Source organism: Bacteroides sp. CAG:189 (assembly GCF_000432295.1).
Classification (GTDB): Bacteria; Bacteroidota; Bacteroidia; order Bacteroidales; family Bacteroidaceae; genus Bacteroides; species Bacteroides salyersiae.
This window is the reverse complement of the sequence record NZ_HF990982.1, coordinates 1-21,840: the sequence shown is the minus strand read 5'-3', so window position 1 is coordinate 21,840 and position 21,840 is coordinate 1. Positions and strand designations below refer to the sequence as shown.

Below are 21,840 nucleotides of genomic sequence, written 5' to 3'. Positions count from 1 at the left end.
TGCCGCTTTCAGTGCACCACCTTCTTTGTCTTTGAGTAAATGCGGAGCATGATCGGTAGCTATTACGTCGATCAGGCCGGAGTTGACGGCATCACGTAAGGCATTCCGTTCTTTTTTCTTGATGGCCGGGTTACATTTGATACGAGTACCCAACTCTTGGTAATCACTCGAAGTAAATAAAAGATGGGAAACACATGCCTCGGCTGTAATCCTTTTCTCTACGAGGGGAATATTCTCGAGTAACTGCAATTCTTTGGCAGTCGATATATGCAGAATATGTAGACGCGCATCGGCTATCCGCGCCAGGCGTACTGCCAGTTCTGACGACTGGTAACAGGCTTCTGTCGACCGGATATTCGGATGATATCTTAAAGGAACATCACCGTCTGCTCCGTATTTGGTTAGATATTTTTCAGTGTTTTCTTTGATAATACCTTGATCTTCACAGTGAGTGGCTATTAATAAATCCGTACTGTTGAATATGTTCAGCAGGCTTGTCATTTTATCGACCAGCATATTACCGGTGCTCGATCCCATGAATAGCTTGACACCGCATACGCGATGCTTGTCCAATTGCTCCAATAAAGGATAATTATTATTGGTAGCTCCGAAGTAGCAGGAATAATTGACGGAACATTTTTCTGCCATTAAATCGAACTTTGCATTCAGTGCATCCAGGGTGGTTGTTTGCGGACTCGTATTGGGCATATCCATAATCGAAGTTACTCCACCTGCCGCAGCTGCCCGGCTTTCGCTTGTAATATCGGCTTTTTGAGTCAATCCGGGATCGCGGAAGTGTACATGATCATCAATCACTCCGGGTAATAAATAACATCCTGTAGCATCAATTGTTTCATCACAAGGTACGACAGGCCCTTCATCGCCCACCCATATTTCTGCTATCTTTTCTCCTTCTATCACTACGGAACCGGCTACCTGCCGTCCTTCGTTTACTATGATTGCATTTTTTATAAAAGTTCTTTTCATTTTTTCGGGGGTATTAATCACGGATTACTGCATTTCGGATATTTATGAAACCAACTGCCTATTTTCAACTTGATGACTCCGAATACGGCTTCACCGAAGATACTGCCATTCATCTTTGAAGTTCCTAACTCTCTGTTGATGAAGATAACCGGTACTTCAGTGATTTTAAATCCACATTTGTAGGCCGTAAATTTCATTCCTATCTGAAAGGCATATCCCTTGAATTGTATATTGTCCAAATCGATGGTTTCGAGAACACGGCGGCGATAGCATTTGAATCCGGCAGTCGTGTCGTGTATCGGAATTCCGGTGATGAACCGGACATATTTGGATGCGAAGTATGACATTAATACACGTCCCATAGGCCAGTTTACTACATTGACTCCACTTACGTAGCGTGAACCGATGGCTACATCGCTTCCATCTTCAGTGCAGGCTTTGTACAAACGGGGCAGATCCTGGGGATTGTGACTGAAATCGGCATCCATTTCAAAAATATATTGATAGTTGTGAGCCAGCGCCCATTTGAATCCCGCAATATATGCAGTTCCTAATCCTAATTTACCTTTACGCTCCACCATGAACAAACGGTTCGGATACTCTTCCTGCAACTTTTTGACGATAGCCGCCGTACCGTCCGGTGAACCATCTTCAATGATGAGTATATGAAACACTTTATCTAATCCGAATACCGCGCGGATAATATTTTCTATATTTTCCCGCTCGTTGTAAGTGGGGATGATAACAATGCTGTCCGATGGTGTTTGCATAAGCGTATTTGTATTTGCGACAAATGTAACGTTTTTCCGTTACTTACAAAAAATAGTATATTAAAACTAAGGATAATTTAGTACTTTTGCGGGGATTTTCACCACAGAGGATGCAGAGTCTTACATCGTTGTGTTTTTTTATAGAAACAGAACGATGCTTTATCCGTTAGATGGTGAGTTAAAAAAAACAGGAATAATGACTATCACTGAACTGCAACAACAATATGCCGTCCATCCCAATGTGACGGCCATGAACCGGCTGCTGAAAGATGTTTCCGTAAAACATATTTTTTGTGGGGGATTGTGTGCATCTTCCGCTTCGCTTTTCTTTTCTGTATTGGTGCGGAAAGAGACCTGTCCGTTTGTTTTTATCTTGAGCGATCTTGAAGAAGCGGGATATTTCTATCATGACCTTACGCAAGTATTGGGAGGGGAGCGGATACTGTTTTTTCCTTCTTCTTTCCGTCGCGCTATCAAATACGGACAGAAAGATGCGGCAAATGAGATACTTCGTACCGAGGTTCTCAGTCGTTTGCAGAAAGGGGAGAAGGGGCTGTGTGTGGTTACCTATCCCGATGCATTGGCAGAGAAAGTCGTTTCCCGGAAAGAGTTGAGCGATAAGACGCTTAAGCTCGGTGTTGGCGAACGTGTTGATTCCACTTTTGTAACCGATGTGTTGCATAGTTACGGTTTCGAGTATGTTGACTATGTTTATGAGCCGGGTCAATACGCGGTTCGCGGAAGTATTATCGATGTTTTTTCTTTCTCATCGGAGTATCCCTATCGTATTGACTTTTTTGGAGATGAAGTGGAGAGCATCCGTACGTTTGAAGTGGATTCGCAACTTTCCCGTGAAAAGAAAGACAGTATTGTCATAGTGCCCGATCTGGCGGTGACAGGGATGGCATCGACCTCTTTTCTTGATTTCATTCCGAGGGATACGGTACTTGCCATGCGTGATTTCCTGTGGTTGCGTGAACGTATACAGAGCGTGCATGATGAGGCGTTGACTCCACAGGCGATTGCCGTACAGGAGGCCGAAGAAAACGGGGGCATTACACTTGAAGGGAAACTGATTGACGGGAGTGAATTTACAGTTCATGCGCTTGATTTCCGGCGTCTGGAGTTTGGTAATAAACCTACCGGTACAGCCGATGCCACGGTGTCTTTTGATGTTACGGCACAACCTATTTTCCATAAGAACTTTGATTTGGCGGCCGCTTCTTTTCAAGAGTATCAGGAAAAAGGATATTCATTGTATATCTGTAGTGACAGTACAAAACAGACCGATCGTATCCGTGCCATCTTTGAGGATAGGGGGGATAAAATTTCTTTTATAGCCGTGGAACGTACTCTTCACGAAGGTTTTGCAGATAATGAATTGCGGCTTTGCGTTTTTACGGATCATCAGTTGTTCGATCGTTTTCATAAATACAATCTGAAAAGCGACAAGGCCCGTTCGGGTAAAGTGGCTCTTTCATTAAAGGAACTCAATCAGTTTACTCCCGGTGATTATGTGGTGCATACCGATCACGGAGTAGGACGTTTTTCCGGATTGGTACGTATCCCTAATGGCGATACCACACAGGAGGTCATGAAATTGGTTTACCAGAATGACGATGTGGTTTTTGTTTCGATCCATTCGTTGCACAAGGTATCGAAGTATAAAGGAAAGGAGGGAGAACCGCCCCGTTTGAATAAATTGGGAACCGGTGCTTGGGAGAAGTTGAAGGAGCGCACCAAGACCAAGATAAAAGACATTGCCCGTGATCTGATAAAACTCTACTCACAACGTCGTGAAGAAAAAGGATTTGCATATAGTCCGGATAGCTTTTTACAACGGGAACTGGAGGCGTCTTTCATCTATGAGGATACCCCTGACCAAAGCAAAGCGACGGCTGAAGTAAAAGCAGACATGGAACGTGACCGCCCCATGGACCGTCTGGTTTGCGGGGATGTAGGTTTCGGAAAAACGGAAGTGGCTATTCGTGCCGCATTTAAGGCGGTGGCCGACAATAAGCAGGTGGCCGTACTGGTGCCTACAACCGTATTGGCGTATCAGCATTTTCAAACCTTCCGTGAACGCTTGAAAGGGCTTCCCTGCCGGGTGGAATATCTGAGCCGTGCCCGTACGGCGGCACAAGCCAAAGCAGTGCTCAAAGGCCTTAGCGACGGAGAGGTCGGTATTCTTATCGGTACACACCGCATCTTGGGAAAGGATGTACATTTCAAAGATCTCGGTTTGCTGATTATCGATGAAGAACAAAAGTTCGGAGTATCCGTGAAAGAGAAGTTGCGCCAACTGAAAGTAAATGTAGATACACTGACCATGACTGCTACTCCTATTCCGCGTACGCTTCAGTTTTCATTAATGGGTGCACGAGATCTGAGCGTGATTTCCACACCGCCGCCCAATCGTTATCCGATACAGACCGAGCTACATACTTTCAATGAAGAGATTATTGCCGATGCCATTAATTTTGAGATGAGTCGCAACGGACAGGTGTTTTTCGTCAACAACCGTATTGCAAACTTGCCGGAACTGAAAGCTATGATCCTTCGCCATATTCCCGATTGCCGTATTGCCATCGGGCACGGACAAATGGAACCGTCGGAGTTGGAACAGATTATCCTCGGATTTGTAAATTATGATTATGATGTATTGCTTGCTACCACTATTATAGAAAGCGGTATCGACATTCCCAACGCAAATACGATTATTATCAATCAGGCACAGAATTTCGGCTTAAGCGATCTTCACCAGATGCGCGGGCGGGTAGGGCGTAGCAATAAGAAAGCATTTTGCTATCTGCTTGCTCCTCCGTTGTCGTCACTTACCCCGGAGGGGAAACGGCGTTTGCAGGCTATTGAGAATTTTTCTGATTTGGGTAGCGGTATTCATATTGCCATGCAGGATCTCGATATTCGCGGTGCAGGAAATATGTTGGGAGCCGAGCAAAGCGGATTCATAGCCGACTTAGGGTATGAAACTTATCAGAAAATCCTTTCCGAAGCTGTACACGAATTGAAAACGGATGAGTTTGCCGAACTGTATGCCGATGAGATAAAAGGAGAAGGTGCGGTGAGCGGCGAACAGTTTGTGGAGGAGTGCCAGGTAGAGAGCGATCTGGAGTTGCTGCTGCCTGCCACTTATGTTACCGGTAGCAGTGAACGCATGCTTTTGTATCGCGAATTGGACGGATTGACATTGGATAGGGATGTAGATGCTTTTCGTTCGCGGCTTGAAGACCGTTTCGGGCCTGTACCTCCTGAGACGGAAGAGCTGTTGCGGATCGTGCCGCTTCGTCGGCTTGCTGCCCGGTTGGGTGCTGAGAAGGTTTTTCTTAAGGCCGGCCGGATGACCTTGTTTTTCGTTTCCAACCCGGAGAGCCCGTTCTATCAAAGTCAGGCATTTGGCAAAGTGATCGATTATATGATGAAATACACCCGCCGTTGTGATTTGCGTGAGCAAAACGGAAGGCGCTCGATGCTGATAAAAGACATTCCGAATGTGGAAACGGCGGTCAGTGTATTGCAGGAAATAGTGGCTTTGCCCGTTGGATAAGGAATTATCAGTCGTATTCTCATGTATGATCAGTCGTATTTTCATCCTCACCCCGTCCGGGAGGCATTCTGGACGGGGTGTGCCCATTGAGGCTCGCTATTCTGGAACGTTAGTAATGATAGCTTACATCTTGTAGGTGTGACTTCCTCCTCCCGTTAGAAATAGAATCCTAAATTTACGTAGAATCCTACTTTTTTGCATTGGTTGGAGTATCCTAATGAAGCTTCCAAGGGGCCGAACATGCTATCGATTCCGTATCCTAAACTGAAACCATAGATGCATTTGTCTTCCAGAATATCAAAGAAATTATTGTTGTTCAGCGCTACGTTTCCGGTGAGACTTATGTAATGTTTGCTCCATAAGCGTTGACGAAGTTTCAATGCACCTACCACGACGGAGTTTTTCATGATTTCGATGTTGTCTATTCCTGCAAATGGCATTTGTTGGGAGATGAAACGTCCGAAATAGTCACCTCCTAATGCATTGGTGTATGGGTAGGGAATATCTCTACCGATGAGTACCCTGCCGTATACAGAGGGGAGCAGTGCGATTCGGTTGGTAAGTTGAAAGGCTTCCGACCATGAAATACTGAGTGCGGAGAATGGGGCATGTCCTTTATATTTTGCTAAGTTGTCGGTATAGAGCACATAGCCGGCTTTAAAATCGGCTCCTTTATTCGGGAAATATCCTTTGTTGAACGTATTGTAATGTACTTGTGCAAAATAGCTGAAAAAATGTTCCGGTTGAATTTTCAGATTATATTCCGAACTGTTGTACAGGAAATCTTTATACTTAAAGTATTCGAAGCGTGCTCCGATAGCAAAGCGCAGATTTTTGTACCAGACATCGGAGAAACTGAATTCGCCCGAATGATATTTATAAGTGGTATTGTATGCCCGGTCACCATGATTGTAGATATTGATATCATTGTATTCGAAGAGATAACCGAGATTAAAGTTTCTCATCTGCATTGGTTCCAGAGTATAGTCTACACGGGCGGCATATCGTTTTCCTAAGCGTCCGGTGACGGATATCTTAGAGGGAATACGGGTTTTCAGGTTTGATGTGGCATTCAGTAACACAGAGGCTGTTTCCTCGGAGTCGAAGCGAATTCCTAAATTTATATTTCTTTCATATTTCTCTTCCAATAGAAAGTCGAGTTTGTAGCCTTCCGGCATATTGGTCAGTTTATAACTGACGTTGGAATAGGCTTGGCTTCCTCTCAGTACCGAAAGGGCTTTTTCCAGTTGCGCCACACTGATCTCACTATCCTCTTTCAACTTGCATTTCCGTATCATCCACTTTTTGTCGGCATCTTCAATGCCGGAAAAATTAATCTCTTTTACAAAAAACTTCCGGGAAGAAGAGAGAGAAGTGTACGGCCCGTGAGCTTCCGGTTTATAATCTTCCGGGATGCCGATTTTCTTCTTCAGTTTTAACAAGTCGTCCCATTTCTCAAGTGCGGCTTCTTCTCCACGGTTCGTCAGTGTATCGAGTGCGTTCGGGGTGAAGCTGGCTGAAGAGTATCCTTTTACATTTACTTTAATGTGGACGTCTGATGCGGCAACGTTTCTTGCGTAATTTTCCTGTGTGGTCAGATCTATGATTTGTAGCAGAATATCAGGTGCCGTATTCAATTCTTCTTCCGTTCGCAATTTATTTTGAACATCTACCCCGATGATGATTTCCGCTCCCATGGCTTTGGCCACATTTACCGGATAATTATTCTTCATACCTCCGTCTACCAATACCATGCCGTCGATTCGTACCGGAGTGAATACACCGGGAATGGCCATGCTGGCGCGCATGGCAGTGGAAAGCACGCCGTCATGAAATACGATTTCTTTTCCATTTACTACGTTTTCCGAAACACAGGCAAAAGGAATCGGTAATTTATTGAAATCGATTGAATCGTGATATCCTACGGTCAGGTCAGAGAATAGATTGGCAAGATTCTGTCCTTTGATAACTCCTCCCGAAGCTTGTTCTTTGAAACGTTTTCCGGTGAGAGGGAGCGATAGCACGAAGGTTTCTGATTTTTCTCTTTCGGACATCGTTTGCTGGCTTCGTTTGATACGGTCGCTGAGCAGGAAAGTCCAGTCCTGCTTTTTCACCATGCTGTCCAGTTGCTGGGGGGTATAGCCGATAGCGTATAATCCTCCGATAATAGATCCCATACTGGTGCCTACGATATAATCGATGGGAATGCCGGCTTCTTCGATAACTTTGAGTGCTCCGATATGTGCAACTCCTTTTGCACCGCCACCACTGAGAACCACGCCTACCTTTTTGCGCTGCTGTGCGGAAGAGGGCAAGGTAAAAAAAAGACAAGTCAGGAGAACCAATGTCAGAGATAAATGTTTTTTCATTAAGGATATTTGTTATATCTATTATTATAAAGTACAAATGTATGCGATAATTTGTTTAGTAGTAGAAGATATTTATCTCGTTTTTTGGTCCGAAAGTCGGATTTGTAGATAAATTCCACAATTAGAAAAGAAAATCTACAATTCTGTGAATATACTGTTTGGGATATAATGAACTGATTTATAATGAAAAATACAATATTAATTACTTTGGTATACAATTTGTATGCTACAAAACTAAGAACAAACATAAGTTAATTTAAATAATTCATCCGATTATGAGATTATTTTTCTCAAAAAAAGAATTGAAGTTAAAGCGAAAGAGAACCATTGCTGCTGTTGTTTGCATCATTCTGCTGTTAGGCATTTATTGGGTACTGACCCGGCCGCGTAAGGCTGAACCGGAAATTCCTACGGTCATGGTAGAAGCGGCTGCAAAAGACGATGTAGAAATTTATGGTGAGTATGTAGGCCGTATCCGTGCCCAACAGTTTGTAGAGGTACGTGCCCGGGTAGAAGGGTATCTGGAACAGATGCTTTTTGCCGAAGGTACTTACGTAAATAAGAATCAGGTACTTTTTGTCATTAACCAGGAGCAATATCGGGCTAAAGCAGATAAAGCCCGGGCTCAGTTGAAGAAAGACGAGGCACAAGCATTGAAAGCACAACGTGATTTTGAACGTATCAAACCTCTGTATGCACAGAATGCCGCCAGTCAATTGGATCTTGATAATGCCGAAGCGGCTTACGAAAGCGCTGTCGCTACGGTTGCCATGAGTGAAGCCGATCTGGCACAGGCAGAGTTGGAATTGGGGTATACGCTGGTCCGTTCTCCACTCTCGGGGCATATCAGCGAAAGAAATGTCGATTTGGGAACTTTAGTCGGTCCCGGTGGGAAATCTTTGCTGGCTACGATTGTCAAGAGTGATACGGTATTGGTGGATTTCAATATGACGGCTTTGGATTATCTGAAAAGTAAAGAACGTAACATCAATATCGGCCAACAGGATTCCAGCCGTTCCTGGCAGCCGAACATTTCGATTACATTGGCCGACAATACGGTCTATCCTTATAAAGGTTATGTGGATTTTGCCGAACCGCAGGTAGACCCCCAAACGGGTACATTCTCTGTTCGTGCTGAAATGCCCAATCCGAAGCAGGTATTATTACCCGGACAGTTTACCAAAGTGAAACTGCTGCTCGATGTTCGTGAGGGAGCCGTTGTGGTGCCGTTGAAAGCAGTAACGATTGAAAAAGGAGGAGCTTACATTTATGTGATGCGCAGAGATTCCACTGTTGAAAGGCGTTTCATTGAATTGGGACCCGAATTTGGCAATAAAGTAGTTGTAGAACGGGGACTTGTACAGGGAGAGATGATTGTTGTTGAAGGATTCCACAAATTGAATCCGGGTATGAAAGTCCGGGTGGTAGAAGCCGGTGCGATGGATTCCGGTACGGTTGACAGTGTGGATAATGCTAAAAAGGATTAAGTAATGAAAGTAAGTTTTTTTATAGATAGGCCGGTTTTTTCTGCGGTATTGTCTATTGTTATTGTTATCATCGGAATTATCGGTCTGACCATGCTTCCGGTGGACCAATATCCGCAGATTACGCCTCCCGTTGTTAAGATCAGTGCTTCTTATCCCGGAGCCAGTGCACTGACGGTTTCGCAGGCTGTGGCGACTCCTATCGAACAGGAGATAAACGGTACTCCGGGTATGCTTTATATGGAATCCAACAGTTCCAATTCCGGAGGATTTTCTGCAACAGTTACTTTTGACGTGTCTGCCGATGCGGATTTAGCGGCTGTTGAGATTCAAAATCGGGTGAAACTTGCCGAATCCCGTCTTCCCGCCGAAGTAATTCAGAATGGTATATCAGTGGAGAAGCAGGCACCCAGTCAGTTGATGACGCTTTGTCTGACTTCTTCCGATCCGAAATTCGATGAAATCTATCTGAGTAACTTTGCTACTATCAATGTGCTCGATGTGCTTCGCCGTATTCCCGGTGTGGGGCGTGTGTCGAATATAGGTAGCCGGTATTATGCCATGCAGATATGGGCGCAGCCCGATAAACTGGCAAATTTCGGTCTTACCGTACAGGATTTGCAGAACGCATTGAAAGACCAGAACCGTGAGTCGGCTGCCGGTGTACTCGGTCAACAACCTGTAAAGGGGTTGGATATCACCATCCCTATTACTACGCAAGGTCGTCTTTCCACTGTCAGTCAGTTTGAAGATATCGTAGTACGTGCCAATTCGAACGGTTCCATTATCCGTCTGAGGGATGTGGCGCGTGTATCGCTCGAGGCTTCTTCCTATAATACGGAAAGTGGTATCAATGGAGAGAATGCCGCAGTACTCGGTATTTATATGTTGCCCGGTGCCAATGCCATTGAAGTGGCCGACAATGTAAAGGAGGCCATGGAAGAGATCAGTAGGAACTTTCCGGAAGGATTGAATTACGAAATACCGTTTGATATGACTACCTATATTTCCGAGTCTATCCATGAGGTATATAAAACACTGTTTGAGGCACTTGTCCTGGTCGTGTTGGTTGTTTTTCTCTCTTTACAGAGTTGGCGTGCCACATTGATACCGATTGTGGCTGTACCTATTTCATTGATCGGTACCTTCGGTTTTATGTTGATATTCGGCTTTTCACTGAATATCCTTACTCTGTTAGGGTTGATCCTTGCCATCGGTATTGTGGTGGATGATGCGATTGTGGTGGTAGAGAGTGTGGAGCATATCATGGAAACCGAAAAGTTGAGTGCTTACGAAGCCACTAAGAAAGCAATGGAGGGGCTGACCAGTGCATTGATTGCCACTTCGCTGGTGCTTTGCGCAGTATTCGTTCCTGTTAGCTTCTTAAGTGGAATTACCGGACAACTTTACCGGCAGTTTACCATAACGATTGCCGTGTCGGTATTAATCTCTACTGTGGTTGCACTTACGCTCAGCCCTGTCATGTGTTCTCTGATTCTGAAACCGGATAACGGAAAGAAGAAGAATATCGTGTTCCGTAAAATTAATCATTGGCTGAACGTCGGTAATAATAAATACGTGAGTATCATTACCCGGGTTATTCGTAATCCGCGACGCGTGTTGAGTGCCTTCGGCGTAGTATTGATCGGTATTTTGTTGTTGCACCGCATTATTCCCACCAGTTTCCTTCCGGTAGAAGATCAGGGATATTTCAAAATAGAGCTCGAATTGCCCGAAGGGGCTACTTTGGAGCGTACACGCCAAGTGACGGAGCGTGCCATCTCTTTTCTTGGTAAGAATCCATACATCGCTTATGTGCAGAATGTAACCGGAAGCAGTCCTCGTGTCGGGAGTAATCAGGCGCGTAGTGAGTTGACCGTTATTCTGAAACCGTGGGAAGAACGTAAGGAAACCAGCATAAACAAAATCATGTCGGAAGTGCAGAAACACTTGGAGGAGTATCCCGAATGCAAGGTCTATCTTTCCACTCCACCGGTTATTCCCGGCTTGGGAAGTTCCGGAGGTTTTGAAATGCAGCTTGAGGCTCGCGGCGAAGCCACATTCGATAATTTGGTGCAGGCTGCCGATACGTTGATGTACTATGCTTCCAAGCATAAAGAACTGGCCGGGCTCTCTTCTTCCTTACAGGCGGAAATCCCTCAGTTATATTTCGATGTGGACCGTGATAAAGTGAAAATGTTAGGTGTGCCTTTGGCTGATGTCTTTTCTACGATGAAAGCCTATACCGGTTCTGTTTATGTGAATGATTTTAACATGTTTAACCGTATATATAAGGTGTATATTCAGGCAGAAGCTCCCTATCGTGAACATAAGGACAATATCAATCTGTTTTTTGTGAAAGCTTCCAATGGAGTGATGGTTCCTTTGACCTCTTTGGGTAATGCTTCGTACACCACAGGTCCCGGTAGCATTAAACGTTTTAATATGTTTACAACGGCCGTTATCCGTGGTGAGGCTGCCCACGGATACAGTTCGGGACAAGCCATGGAGATTATGGAACAGATAGCCCGTGATCATTTGCCGGATAATATCGGTCTGGAATGGAGCGGTCTTTCCTATCAGGAGAAACAAGCCGGAGGGCAGACCGGTCTCGTGTTGGCATTGGTTTTTCTTTTTGTCTTCCTCTTTTTGGCAGCACAATACGAGAGCTGGACTTTGCCGGTTGCCGTATTGCTCTCTTTGCCGATTGCTGCATTAGGTGCTTATTTAGGGGTATGGATCTGTGGGTTGGAGAATGATGTTTATTTCCAGATCGGCCTTGTGATGCTGGTAGGTTTGGCTGCAAAGAATGCTATTCTTATTGTAGAATTTGCCAAAGTACAGGTCGACAACGGAGAAGACATTGTTACGGCCGCTATCAATGCCGCCCGTCTGCGCTTCCGCCCCATTCTGATGACATCTCTTGCCTTTGTGCTCGGTATGCTTCCGATGGTATTGGCAAGCGGTCCCGGTTCTGCCAGTCGCCAGGCCATCGGTACGGGAGTATTCTTCGGAATGATATTTGCAATTGTCCTGGGCATTATTTTGGTACCGTTCTTCTTTGTAATGGTATATAAAACGACTACTAAGATACGCCACAGAAGCGGTGGGGTGAAAATTCCGTTTGCTTCCAAACTAAAACGTAAATGATTATGAAACGAAATAACATCTATATAACTTTAGTAACCCTTCTTGTCCTTGTCACCTTCTCCGCCTGCAAGGTAGGGAAGAGCTATACCCGTCCCGATCTTCATTTGCCCGATAGCCTTGCACAACATCAGGACTCGTTGAGCTTTGGGGATATGGATTGGTGGAACATTTATACAGATTCCACCCTCCGTGGACTGATAGCAAAATCTTTGGAATATAATAAAGATATTCTGATTGCCGCCGCCCGTGTGAAAGAGATGGCGGCGCAAAAAAGAATTTCGATGGCAGCGCTGCTTCCCGATATAAAAGGAACGGTGACCGGTGAACGCGAATTTGAAAATCATGGTGGAGATGCTTTTAAACGTAATGATACTTTTGAAGCCCAAGTACTGTTTTCTTGGGAACTGGATTTATGGGGGAATCTGCGCTGGGCACGCTCGGCAAGTATTGCTGAGTATCTGCAATCGGTAGAAGCGCAACGTGCACTTCGCATGACGATTGTATCCGAAGTAGCCCAAGCCTACTATGAACTTGTAGCTCTCGATACGGAGTTGGAGATCGTTCGCCAGACTTTGAAAGCCCGCGAAGAAGGGATGCGCTTGGCGCGTATCCGTTTCGAGGGAGGACTGACATCCGAAACCTCTTATCGCCAGTCGCAGGTGGAACTTGCCCGTACGGCAACGTTGGTGCCCGATCTGGAGCGTAAGATCAGCCTTAAGGAAAATGACATAGCTTTTCTTGCCGGGGAGTATCCTAATAAGATAGCCCGCAGCCGTTTGTTGCAGGAGTTCAACTTCCCGAACGAATTGCCCATAGGTTTACCCTCCGATTTGCTGGAACGACGTCCGGATATCCGTCAGGCCGAACAAAAGTTGATTGCTGCAAATGCCAAAGTAGGGGTGGCATATACAAATATGTTTCCCCGTATTTCACTTACCGGCGGGGCAGGAGCCGAAAGTGTGGTGCTTTCCGATCTCCTGAAATCTCCTTATGGTATTATGGAAGGTGCTTTATTGACTCCGATTTTTGGCTGGGGAAAGAATCGCGCTGCATTGAAAGCGAAAAAAGCGGCTTATGAAGCAGAGGTACACAGTTATGAAAAAACAGTCCTTACTGCTTTTAAAGAGACGCATAACGCCATTGTCAATTTTAATAAGATAAAGGAGGTATATGATTTGAGGGCCAAGCTGGAACGTTCTTCAAAGAGCTATGTAGATTTGGCGCAGCTTCAGTATATCAATGGTGTTATTAACTATCTCGATGTGCTCGATGCCCAGCGTGGATATTTTGATGCCCAGATCGGTTTGAGCAATGCGATTCGCGATGAACTGATTGCCGTTGTACAGGTGTATAAAGCACTGGGTGGCGGCTGGCAGGTAAAAGACGAAGGCAAATAGAGTATTGGATAGTAAGGTATCTGTACTCTGATATGCTTAGTTACCAATATGTTATTTAATCAGGATTATATTCTTAGTTGTAAAACATCCCCATGTTTTGGTTAACAACATCCCCATGTTCTTATGCAGAACATCCGGATGTTGTCGGTTAAAACATGGGGATGTTTTTATGATTCGATTGCGTTCATAATTTCATGAGAATAGTACTCTCTTCCGGTGTTGTATTCCTATGTTATTGGTTGCTTTTTATTGTCTTTTCATTGTTCCGTTACATACGGCTGAATTATATTAATGGATCATAAAACTTTTTAATCGTCATTTGCGTTTTTCATCTTTGTCGATGTAAAGTCTCTATAACCGAAATAGTTGCTAACATTATTTACGCATGCTCTTTCATAATTCAGAAAAAAACACGAAATTTGCATCGCTTTTGATTTTTTAGAATCGAACTTACTAACACCTTTAAATAAAAATAAAGAAAATGACTAAAAGTGCATTGCAAATCGCGAGGGCTGCTTATCAGCCCAAACTTCCGAAAGCGCTGAAAGGAGCTGTTAAGGCTGTAGAAGGCGCTGCTACTCAATCTGTAGCCGATCAGGAAGCTATTCAGAAATTATTTCCTAATACGTACGGTATGCCATTGATCAAGTTCGAGGCCGGTGAAGCTGTAAAGTTGCCTGCCATGAACGTGGGTGTTATTCTTTCCGGTGGACAAGCTCCGGGCGGACATAACGTGATCTCCGGCCTGTTCGACGGTATCAAAGCGCTGAATCCGGATAGCAAATTGTATGGTTTCATCCTCGGCCCCGGCGGCCTGGTTGACCATAATTATATGGAACTGACTTCGGATATCATCGACGAATATCGTAATACCGGCGGTTTCGATATTATCGGTTCCGGTCGTACGAAGTTGGAAAAAGAAGATCAGTTTGAGAAAGGTCTTGAAATTCTGAAAGAGTTGGGTATCAAAGCACTTGTGATCATCGGCGGTGATGACTCTAACACAAACGCTTGTGTATTGGCTGAATATTACGCAGCTAAGAAAGCCGGTGTACAGGTGATCGGTTGTCCGAAGACAATCGACGGTGACTTGAAGAACGAAATGATCGAGACTTCTTTCGGATTCGATACTGCTTGTAAAGTTTACTCGGAAGTGATCGGAAATATCCAGCGTGACTGTAACTCAGCGCGTAAATATTGGCACTTCATCAAACTGATGGGGCGTTCGGCTTCTCATATCGCTTTGGAATGTGCTTTGCAGGTTCAGCCTAATGTTTGTATCATCTCTGAAGAAGTTGAGGCTAAAGATATGTCCTTGGACGACGTAGTGACTTACATTGCTCAGGTAGTGGCCGATCGTGCTGCACAGGGTAATAACTTCGGTACGGTTCTTATTCCCGAAGGCTTGGTAGAGTTTATTCCGGCTATGAAGCGTCTGATTGCCGAACTGAATGACTTCCTGGCTACGAATGCCGAAGAGTTCTCTCAGATTAAGAAGTCTCACCAGCGTGATTATATCATTCGTAAACTTTCTCCGGAAAACTCGGCTATCTATGCAAGTCTTCCCGAAGGAGTGGCCCGTCAGTTGACGTTGGATCGCGACCCGCACGGAAACGTACAGGTATCACTGATTGAAACGGAAAAACTGTTGTCGGAAATGGTTGCCACTAAACTGGCTACTTGGAAAGCAGAAGGTAAATATGTAGGTAAGTTTGCTGCACAACATCACTTCTTCGGTTATGAAGGGCGTTGCGCTGCTCCGTCAAATTATGACGCAGACTATTGCTACTCATTGGGTTATACTGCTTCTATGTTGATTGCTAATGGCAAGACGGGGTATATGTCGTCTGTACGCAATACGACTGCTCCTGCAGAAGAATGGATTGCAGGCGGTGTGCCTATCACAATGATGATGAATATGGAACGTCGTCATGGAGAAATGAAACCGGTTATCCAGAAAGCTCTTGTGAAACTGGATGGTGCTCCGTTCAAGACATTTGCCGCTATGCGTGACCAGTGGGCTATGACTACGGATTATGTATATCCGGGTCCTATTCAATACTTCGGTCCGACTGAAGTATGCGACCAGCCTACTAAGACTTTGCAGTTGGAACAAGCAAAATAAGTAGTAAGTAGATGGTAGATAGAAGTTAGGAGTCAGGAGTCAGGAGTTAGGAGTTAAAATCTATGTAGCGTGTTAGCATTATGCCATTAGATTCTAACTACTATTTACCGACTATTCACTTCTGACTCCTGACCATTCATTTCTAACTACTATCTACTAACTTCTAACTTCTAATATGACTAACTCCCGTCAACCTATACCTCGTAAAAAAAAATCTGCTACTTCCCGTCGTTCTCCGCGAAAGACAACGAAAAAGGCCGTTCGTACTACTATGCCTATATGGCTGCGTAATGTGCTCGTTGCCGTCATTGTCACTTTTTTCTCGGTGGCATTTTATTATTTCTTTATTAGGCCTTATGCTTATCGTTGGAAACCTTGTTATGGGTTGAAAGCATATGGAATTTGTGTACCTTGCTGTTATGATGTGCATGGTATCGATATATCGCATTATCAGGGAGATATCGACTGGGGGCAACTGACGCAGAGCCGTTTGACTGACTTTCCCATTGAATTTGTTTTTATGAAGGCTACTGAGGGAGGAGATCATGGCGATGATACTTTTGCCCGTAACTTTTCCGAAGCGGGAAAGCACGGATTTATTCGTGGTGCCTATCATTTTTTCTCTCCGGCTACTGACCCTTTAAAACAGGCGGATTTCTTTATTCGTACAGTGAAACTTGCTCCGGGAGATCTTCCTCCGGTACTGGATGTGGAAGTAACCGGCAAGAAAAAAAAGGAAGAACTACAAGGGAATATAAAACGTTGGCTCGACCGAATAGAAGCACATTATGGGGTGAAACCGATTTTGTACACCTCTTATAAATTTAAAACACGTTATTTGAGTGATTCTATTTTTGATACTTATCCTTATTGGATAGCCCATTACTATGTGGATTCAGTAAAGTATGAAGGCAAATGGCATTTTTGGCAACATACGGATGTAGGCAGCGTACCCGGTATTGAAGAGAATGTGGATCTGAATGTATTCAACGGGACATTAGAAGAATTGAAAAAGATGACGATTGATAATGTGGTTGTAAAAACAAATGAAAGAATGAAAGAATGAAACAATGAAACAATGAAGGAATAAAAGGCTATGCCAAATGAAACAAGGAATAATGAAATAATATGCTAATGTGCCGGTTAATCACGCTGTGTACAAATGAAAGAATGATGGGATAATGGACACATTTGTTCATTTTAAATTATTCTTTCATTTGGCATAGCCTTTCATTCCTTCATTTTTTTCATTTGGCTTTTCATTTGCCCCAGCCATTCATCCTTTCAGAATGAATTTTACGGCAGCCCAATGATTCTTTTCCTGATGATGGATGAAGTTTAATCCATTGCGTTCGGCTTCTTCACGGATAACGGGAATGTCGTCTACATAAAAACCGCTCATGTAAAGTTCTGATCCCGGATGCATGCAAGCCACATATTGCTTCATGTCGTTCAGTAGGATGTTCCGATTGATATTTGCAATAACTACATCAAAAGGACCTTTACCTTGCAATGTGCCGGCATCTCCCAATTCTACATCTATGTCTGTCACTTTGTTCAATTCGATATTTTCAATCGAGTTACGCACGCACCATTCGTCAATATCGATTGCTGTGCAGGGAGTAGCGCCACGCATACGTGCCAGGATTGCAAGAATAGAGGTACCGCATCCCATATCAAGAAGAGATTTTCCTTCCAGTTCACTGTTCAACAGTTCGCTGATAATAAGACTGGTCGTTTCATGGTGTCCTGTACCGAATGCCATCTGCGGATTGATTACAATGTCATATTCCGCTTTTGGCACATCGTGATGAAAGGTGCTGTGAATTACGCAACGATTACCGATTACGATTGGTTGGAAGAAGTTTTTCTCCCATTCTTCATTCCAGTTCTTATCTTCGGCTTCTACGTAGTTGTAAGTGATTTCCGTATCCGGTAACGGGAATTCATTAAGAGCATTTTTTATTACTTCTTCATTGCAGAGAGATTGTTGGATATATGCTGACAGACCACCTTCGCGTTCTATAAAACTTTCAAACCCGGCATCGCCCAAAACAGCAGCTAATACGTCATTAACAGTTTCCGTACAAGGGTTGGTATCAAACGTGAACTCAAAATACTTCATAGTTGTTTTTATTTGCAAAATTACGATTAAATGAGGATAAAACAAAGGAAAGTTACATTTAGAAACTTCTGTTCGGAATTTCCTCAGAAAAATTATCGGGTGAATTTTAAACAGACGATAACTTTATTTAATAGGTAACCTCTGATCCGGTATTGTTTACATATAAAATCATGCGTGAATCTTTTATAAATAGGGAAATCCCTATCATCCTTTGGGGAAAATCTCCCCGAAAGGATGGATACGTTGCTTATCTTTGTAACGTGAATGAAAGGATTAAAGATAACCCATAAACCACAGAGATATGAAAAAGATTGTTTTTTTACTGTTGATTGCCTTGTGTCTCCCTATAGGTTTGATGGCACAGAGCTATGATGATGATCTCTATTTCATTCCTTCCAAAGAGAAGGAAGAAGAACCTGCACCTGCCAAGAAGGAACCGGTTCGGAGAGAGACCACGACGAATATTTATACGACTCCCGGAACCACTGTTGTGATTCAGGACCGGAAAGGAAACATTCGCGATGTAGACGAGTATAATCGCCGTTACGATGCACGTGATAACGACTTCGAAATGGATAACGATACGCTATATATTAAGGAAAAAGACCAACCGGATCTGGACGGAGAATGGGTGAACGGTGAGTTTAACGGTTCACAGGATGATTATGAATATGCCGAGCGTATCATTCGTTTCCGTAATCCTCGTTTTGCCGTTAGCATTAGCAGCCCGTTCTATTGGGATGTTGTATACGGAATGAATTCATGGGACTGGAACGTATATACCGATGGACTTTATGCCTATGCATTCCCTACATTCAGCAATCCGTTATGGTGGGATTGGAGATATAATTCCTATGGTCCCGGATGGGGCTGGGGATGGTCACATCCTTACTATGGATGGGGTGGTTACTATCCCGGTTACTGGGGTGGCTGGTATGGCGGTTGGTACGGTGGTTGGTACGGTGGCGGCTATTGGGGTGGTCATTGGGGACACCATCATGGCTATTATCCCGGATGGGGTGGCGGCGGTCATTACTGGGCCAATAACAGTTATACGAGTCGACGTTCATTTGGAAGTAGAGACAGGTATTCTTCGGGAACTTCCCGGCGTTCCTATACAGGAGGGCAGTCTGACCGTGCCAGTGTAAGTTCTTCCCGTCGTACCAGTACTTCGTCATCAGGTCGTGTCGTAGGTACGCGTACTTCTTCCAGTACCCGGCCGGGAGTAAGTTCGGATAGAAGAGAAGCGTCGTCTTCCCGTCGTTCTACTTACACACGCCCAAGTAGTACCCGTAGTACTTACAATAGCAGTAGCTCTCGGCCAAGTACGGGTCGTTCTTCTTCCAGAAGTAGTAGTACTCGTTCTTCATCAAGCTATAACCGCGGAAGTTCAACTCAGTCATCCAGCCGTAGTAATTATTCTAATGGGAGTTCAAGACGCTCTTACAGTGCGCCATCCAGTAGCAGTAGAAGTTACTCTCCCAGTAGCAGTAGTAGTTCGCGTTCCAGTTCTTCTTATAGTGGTGGAAGTTCTTCCCGTTCTGGTGGCGGTAGCTCCAGTCGCAGTAGTAGCAGAAGATAAGCTGACGTAGGTATTAATGTAAAAGTTCAGGATTATGAAAAAGATAATGATTACGGTAGCCACTGCTTTGTTTGTAAGCGGTATTAATGCACAAAGCATATATGATGCTACCAAAATAGCGAGTAAAGATTTAAATGGAACTGCCCGTTTTGTTGGTATGGGTGGTGCGATGAGCGCATTGGGTGGGGATATTTCCACTATGGGTACAAATCCGGCAGGTATCGGTATTTATCGCAGTAATGACGCAATGACATCTTTCAGTTTTTCTGCCTTTGGATCAGAAAGTAAATATAAAGGGTATGATAATACTTATAATTCTAAGTTGGATAAGAATCATTGGTCGTACGATAATATAGGTTTTGTAATTTCATCGAAAATAGGTAATCAGACTCCGTTACGCTATGTGAATTTTGGTTTTAATTATCATAAATCGAAATCATTTTATAAGAATATGGGTATGGAGGGGTTGTTGAATACAGATCCTAATGGTGGGATCGTAACCCAAACTTATCAGATGGCTAATTTGACGAATGGTGTGAAAGACAGTAAATATCTTGATGGTAGGGAAGCTTTCCGTGATCCGGATCTTGGATGGATGTCTGTGTTAGGATGGCAGGGATACTTGATTCAGGAGGATAAATCGGATCCCCAAAATCCTTATCGTTACATGCCGGTAACTACTGATATTCCTTATTCTTTATTCCGTTCCGAAGAGAGAGGAGGAATTGATGCATATGATTTTAATGTATCGTTTAATTTTAATGACCGTGTTTATTTGGGATTGACTGTTGGGGCTTATGATGTAGATTATAGCAAGTATTCTTCGTATGACGAAAGTTATGGAGAAGAGACCGGATATCTGTTGGAAAGCTGGAATAAGATTTCTGGTAGTGGATTTGACTTTAAGATGGGAGCTATTGTACGTCCGTTTGAATCTTCCCCTTTCCGTATTGGTGCATCTGTGCACTCTCCAACATTTTATAAACTTACTTTGACAACAAGTGCACGTCTTATTTCCGATATGTATTTGGATGGTAAATTGAAGCGTACCGATATAGATACATATAATTTAGTTGGTGATATGAATCGTGAATACAGTCTCCGTACGCCGTGGATTTATAATCTTAGTTTAGGATATACGGTCGGTAATAGTTTTGCAATTGGTGCGGAGTACGAATATGAAGATTATTCGACGATGAGGTTTAATTATCCTGAGGGAGATGCTATGTTTTTTGAAAATAATCAGACTGATATGTTGAAAGGTGTGCATACATTCCGTGTCGGTGCTGAATACAAGGTAATTCCTCAGTTTGCTTTCCGTTTGGGATATAATCATAGTACTACTGCTTTTAAAGGCGAGGCTTATAAGCAATTACCTGAAAATTCAATAAGTACTGATACTGATTTTGCCAATGCCCAGGCTCTTAATAACTATACATTAGGTATTGGGTATCGCGGTAACATGTTTTACGCTGACTTGGCATATAAGTTTAGTTCTTATAAAGAAGATTTTTATGCTTTCGATGATCTTTACCTTAATAAAACAGAGGTGACTAATACACGTAGCCAGGTACTGTTTACTGTTGGTATGCGTTTTTAATAGAAAGTTTCAATTGCAATAATAACTTTTATGTGTGAAAGAAATCCCCGGAGAATTTGCAGTACTCCGGGGATTCTTGTGTTTTAATGTTTCATATCGTATTTAATACTCTATCTTGTCTTCTTTTTCCATCCAGGCTTCAAAAGCTTTTATCGCTTCATCGTGCAACAACACCTCTGACGGCAATTTTCTATCTTCCGGTTTTAATTCCAGTTCGTCATAGATAAAGGAGTCATCGAAACCTATGTTTTTCGCATCGGTTTTATTGTTGCCATAATACATTTTATCCAAACGGGCCCAATAGATTGCTCCTAAACACATCGGACAGGGTTCGCATGAGGTATATATTTCATAACCACTCAGGTTAAATGTTCCCAATTTGGCGGCTGCGGCACGGATGGCACTAACTTCGGCATGGGCTGTAGGATCGCATGAAGCTGTTACGCGGTTCACACCGGTGGCAATTATTTCTCCGTCTTTGGCGATGACAGCACCGAAAGGGCCACCACCATTGGCTACGTTTTCGTTGGAAAGCTCGATTGCTTTCCGCATTAGTTCTTCCTTAGTCATTTATTTTCAGTATTTAAGTTTAAGACAAAGATAATCATTCGGATAATCATTGGCAACTAAGTTTTTCTTTTTTATTGTTGATACTGTATGGATGATAGTATAATAAAAAAAGAGGA

General features: G+C 43.6%; 13 protein-coding genes. 8 read left to right on the top strand and 5 right to left on the bottom strand.

Annotated elements, in window-relative coordinates; genetic code table 11:
- The coding region (locus QVP90_RS01095) for an amidohydrolase family protein (RefSeq protein WP_288203654.1) at positions 1 to 987 on the bottom strand (987 nt) is incomplete at its 3' end.
- Positions 988 to 1,004: 17 nt separating this feature from the next.
- Positions 1,005 to 1,757, bottom strand: a complete 753-nt coding sequence (locus tag QVP90_RS01090) for a polyprenol monophosphomannose synthase (RefSeq protein WP_021935455.1) — start codon at positions 1,755 to 1,757, stop codon at positions 1,005 to 1,007.
- A 196-nt stretch (positions 1,758 to 1,953) separates the two neighbouring features.
- Between QVP90_RS01090 and mfd the strand changes: the two genes are divergently transcribed.
- Positions 1,954 to 5,322 (top strand): transcription-repair coupling factor, encoded by a 3,369-nt coding sequence (gene mfd / locus QVP90_RS01085; RefSeq protein ID WP_021935454.1) that lies wholly within the window; start codon positions 1,954 to 1,956, stop codon positions 5,320 to 5,322.
- Between the two features lie 155 nt (positions 5,323 to 5,477).
- Here mfd and QVP90_RS01080 read toward each other — a convergent pair whose 3' ends face one another.
- Positions 5,478 to 7,691, bottom strand: a complete 2,214-nt coding sequence (locus tag QVP90_RS01080) for a patatin-like phospholipase family protein (protein ID WP_021935453.1) — start codon at positions 7,689 to 7,691, stop codon at positions 5,478 to 5,480.
- Positions 7,692 to 7,966: 275 nt separating this feature from the next.
- Between QVP90_RS01080 and QVP90_RS01075 the strand changes: the two genes are divergently transcribed.
- The 5 genes from QVP90_RS01075 to QVP90_RS01055 all read left to right on the top strand — a co-directional run bounded on the left by QVP90_RS01075 (position 7,967) and on the right by QVP90_RS01055 (position 16,913).
- Positions 7,967 to 9,178 carry an efflux RND transporter periplasmic adaptor subunit gene (locus QVP90_RS01075; RefSeq protein WP_005923737.1) on the top strand — a complete coding sequence of 404 codons (1,212 nt, stop codon included), beginning with the start codon at positions 7,967 to 7,969 and terminating at the stop codon, positions 9,176 to 9,178.
- A 3-nt stretch (positions 9,179 to 9,181) separates the two neighbouring features.
- The gene (locus tag QVP90_RS01070) at positions 9,182 to 12,325 is read left to right on the top strand and encodes an efflux RND transporter permease subunit (protein WP_005923734.1); all 3,144 of its coding nucleotides are present in this window, start codon (positions 9,182 to 9,184) and stop codon (positions 12,323 to 12,325) included.
- 2 nt (positions 12,326 to 12,327) lie between these two features.
- Entirely contained in the window at positions 12,328 to 13,722 is a 1,395-nt protein-coding gene (locus QVP90_RS01065) for an efflux transporter outer membrane subunit (protein ID WP_021935452.1), read from the top strand.
- Positions 13,723 to 14,203: 481 nt separating this feature from the next.
- Positions 14,204 to 15,847: a diphosphate--fructose-6-phosphate 1-phosphotransferase gene (locus QVP90_RS01060; RefSeq protein ID WP_005923725.1), complete on the top strand. Its 1,644-nt coding sequence runs from the start codon at positions 14,204 to 14,206 to the stop codon at positions 15,845 to 15,847.
- Positions 15,848 to 16,022: 175 nt separating this feature from the next.
- A complete protein-coding gene (locus QVP90_RS01055; protein WP_021935451.1) occupies positions 16,023 to 16,913 on the top strand; it encodes a glycoside hydrolase family 25 protein in 891 nt (296 codons plus the stop codon).
- A gap of 210 nt (positions 16,914 to 17,123) precedes the next feature.
- Here QVP90_RS01055 and prmA read toward each other — a convergent pair whose 3' ends face one another.
- Positions 17,124 to 17,972, bottom strand: a complete 849-nt coding sequence (gene prmA / locus QVP90_RS01050; protein WP_007480440.1) for a 50S ribosomal protein L11 methyltransferase — start codon at positions 17,970 to 17,972, stop codon at positions 17,124 to 17,126.
- 301 nt (positions 17,973 to 18,273) lie between these two features.
- Between prmA and QVP90_RS01045 the strand changes: the two genes are divergently transcribed.
- Positions 18,274 to 19,554, top strand: a complete 1,281-nt coding sequence (locus QVP90_RS01045) for a hypothetical protein (protein ID WP_021935450.1) — start codon at positions 18,274 to 18,276, stop codon at positions 19,552 to 19,554.
- A 34-nt stretch (positions 19,555 to 19,588) separates the two neighbouring features.
- Positions 19,589 to 21,154 (top strand): OmpP1/FadL family transporter, encoded by a 1,566-nt coding sequence (locus QVP90_RS01040; protein ID WP_005923714.1) that lies wholly within the window; start codon positions 19,589 to 19,591, stop codon positions 21,152 to 21,154.
- A 102-nt stretch (positions 21,155 to 21,256) separates the two neighbouring features.
- Here QVP90_RS01040 and QVP90_RS01035 read toward each other — a convergent pair whose 3' ends face one another.
- Positions 21,257 to 21,724: a nucleoside deaminase gene (locus tag QVP90_RS01035; RefSeq protein WP_005923711.1), complete on the bottom strand. Its 468-nt coding sequence runs from the start codon at positions 21,722 to 21,724 to the stop codon at positions 21,257 to 21,259.
- Between the last annotated feature and the right edge of the window lie 116 nt (positions 21,725 to 21,840).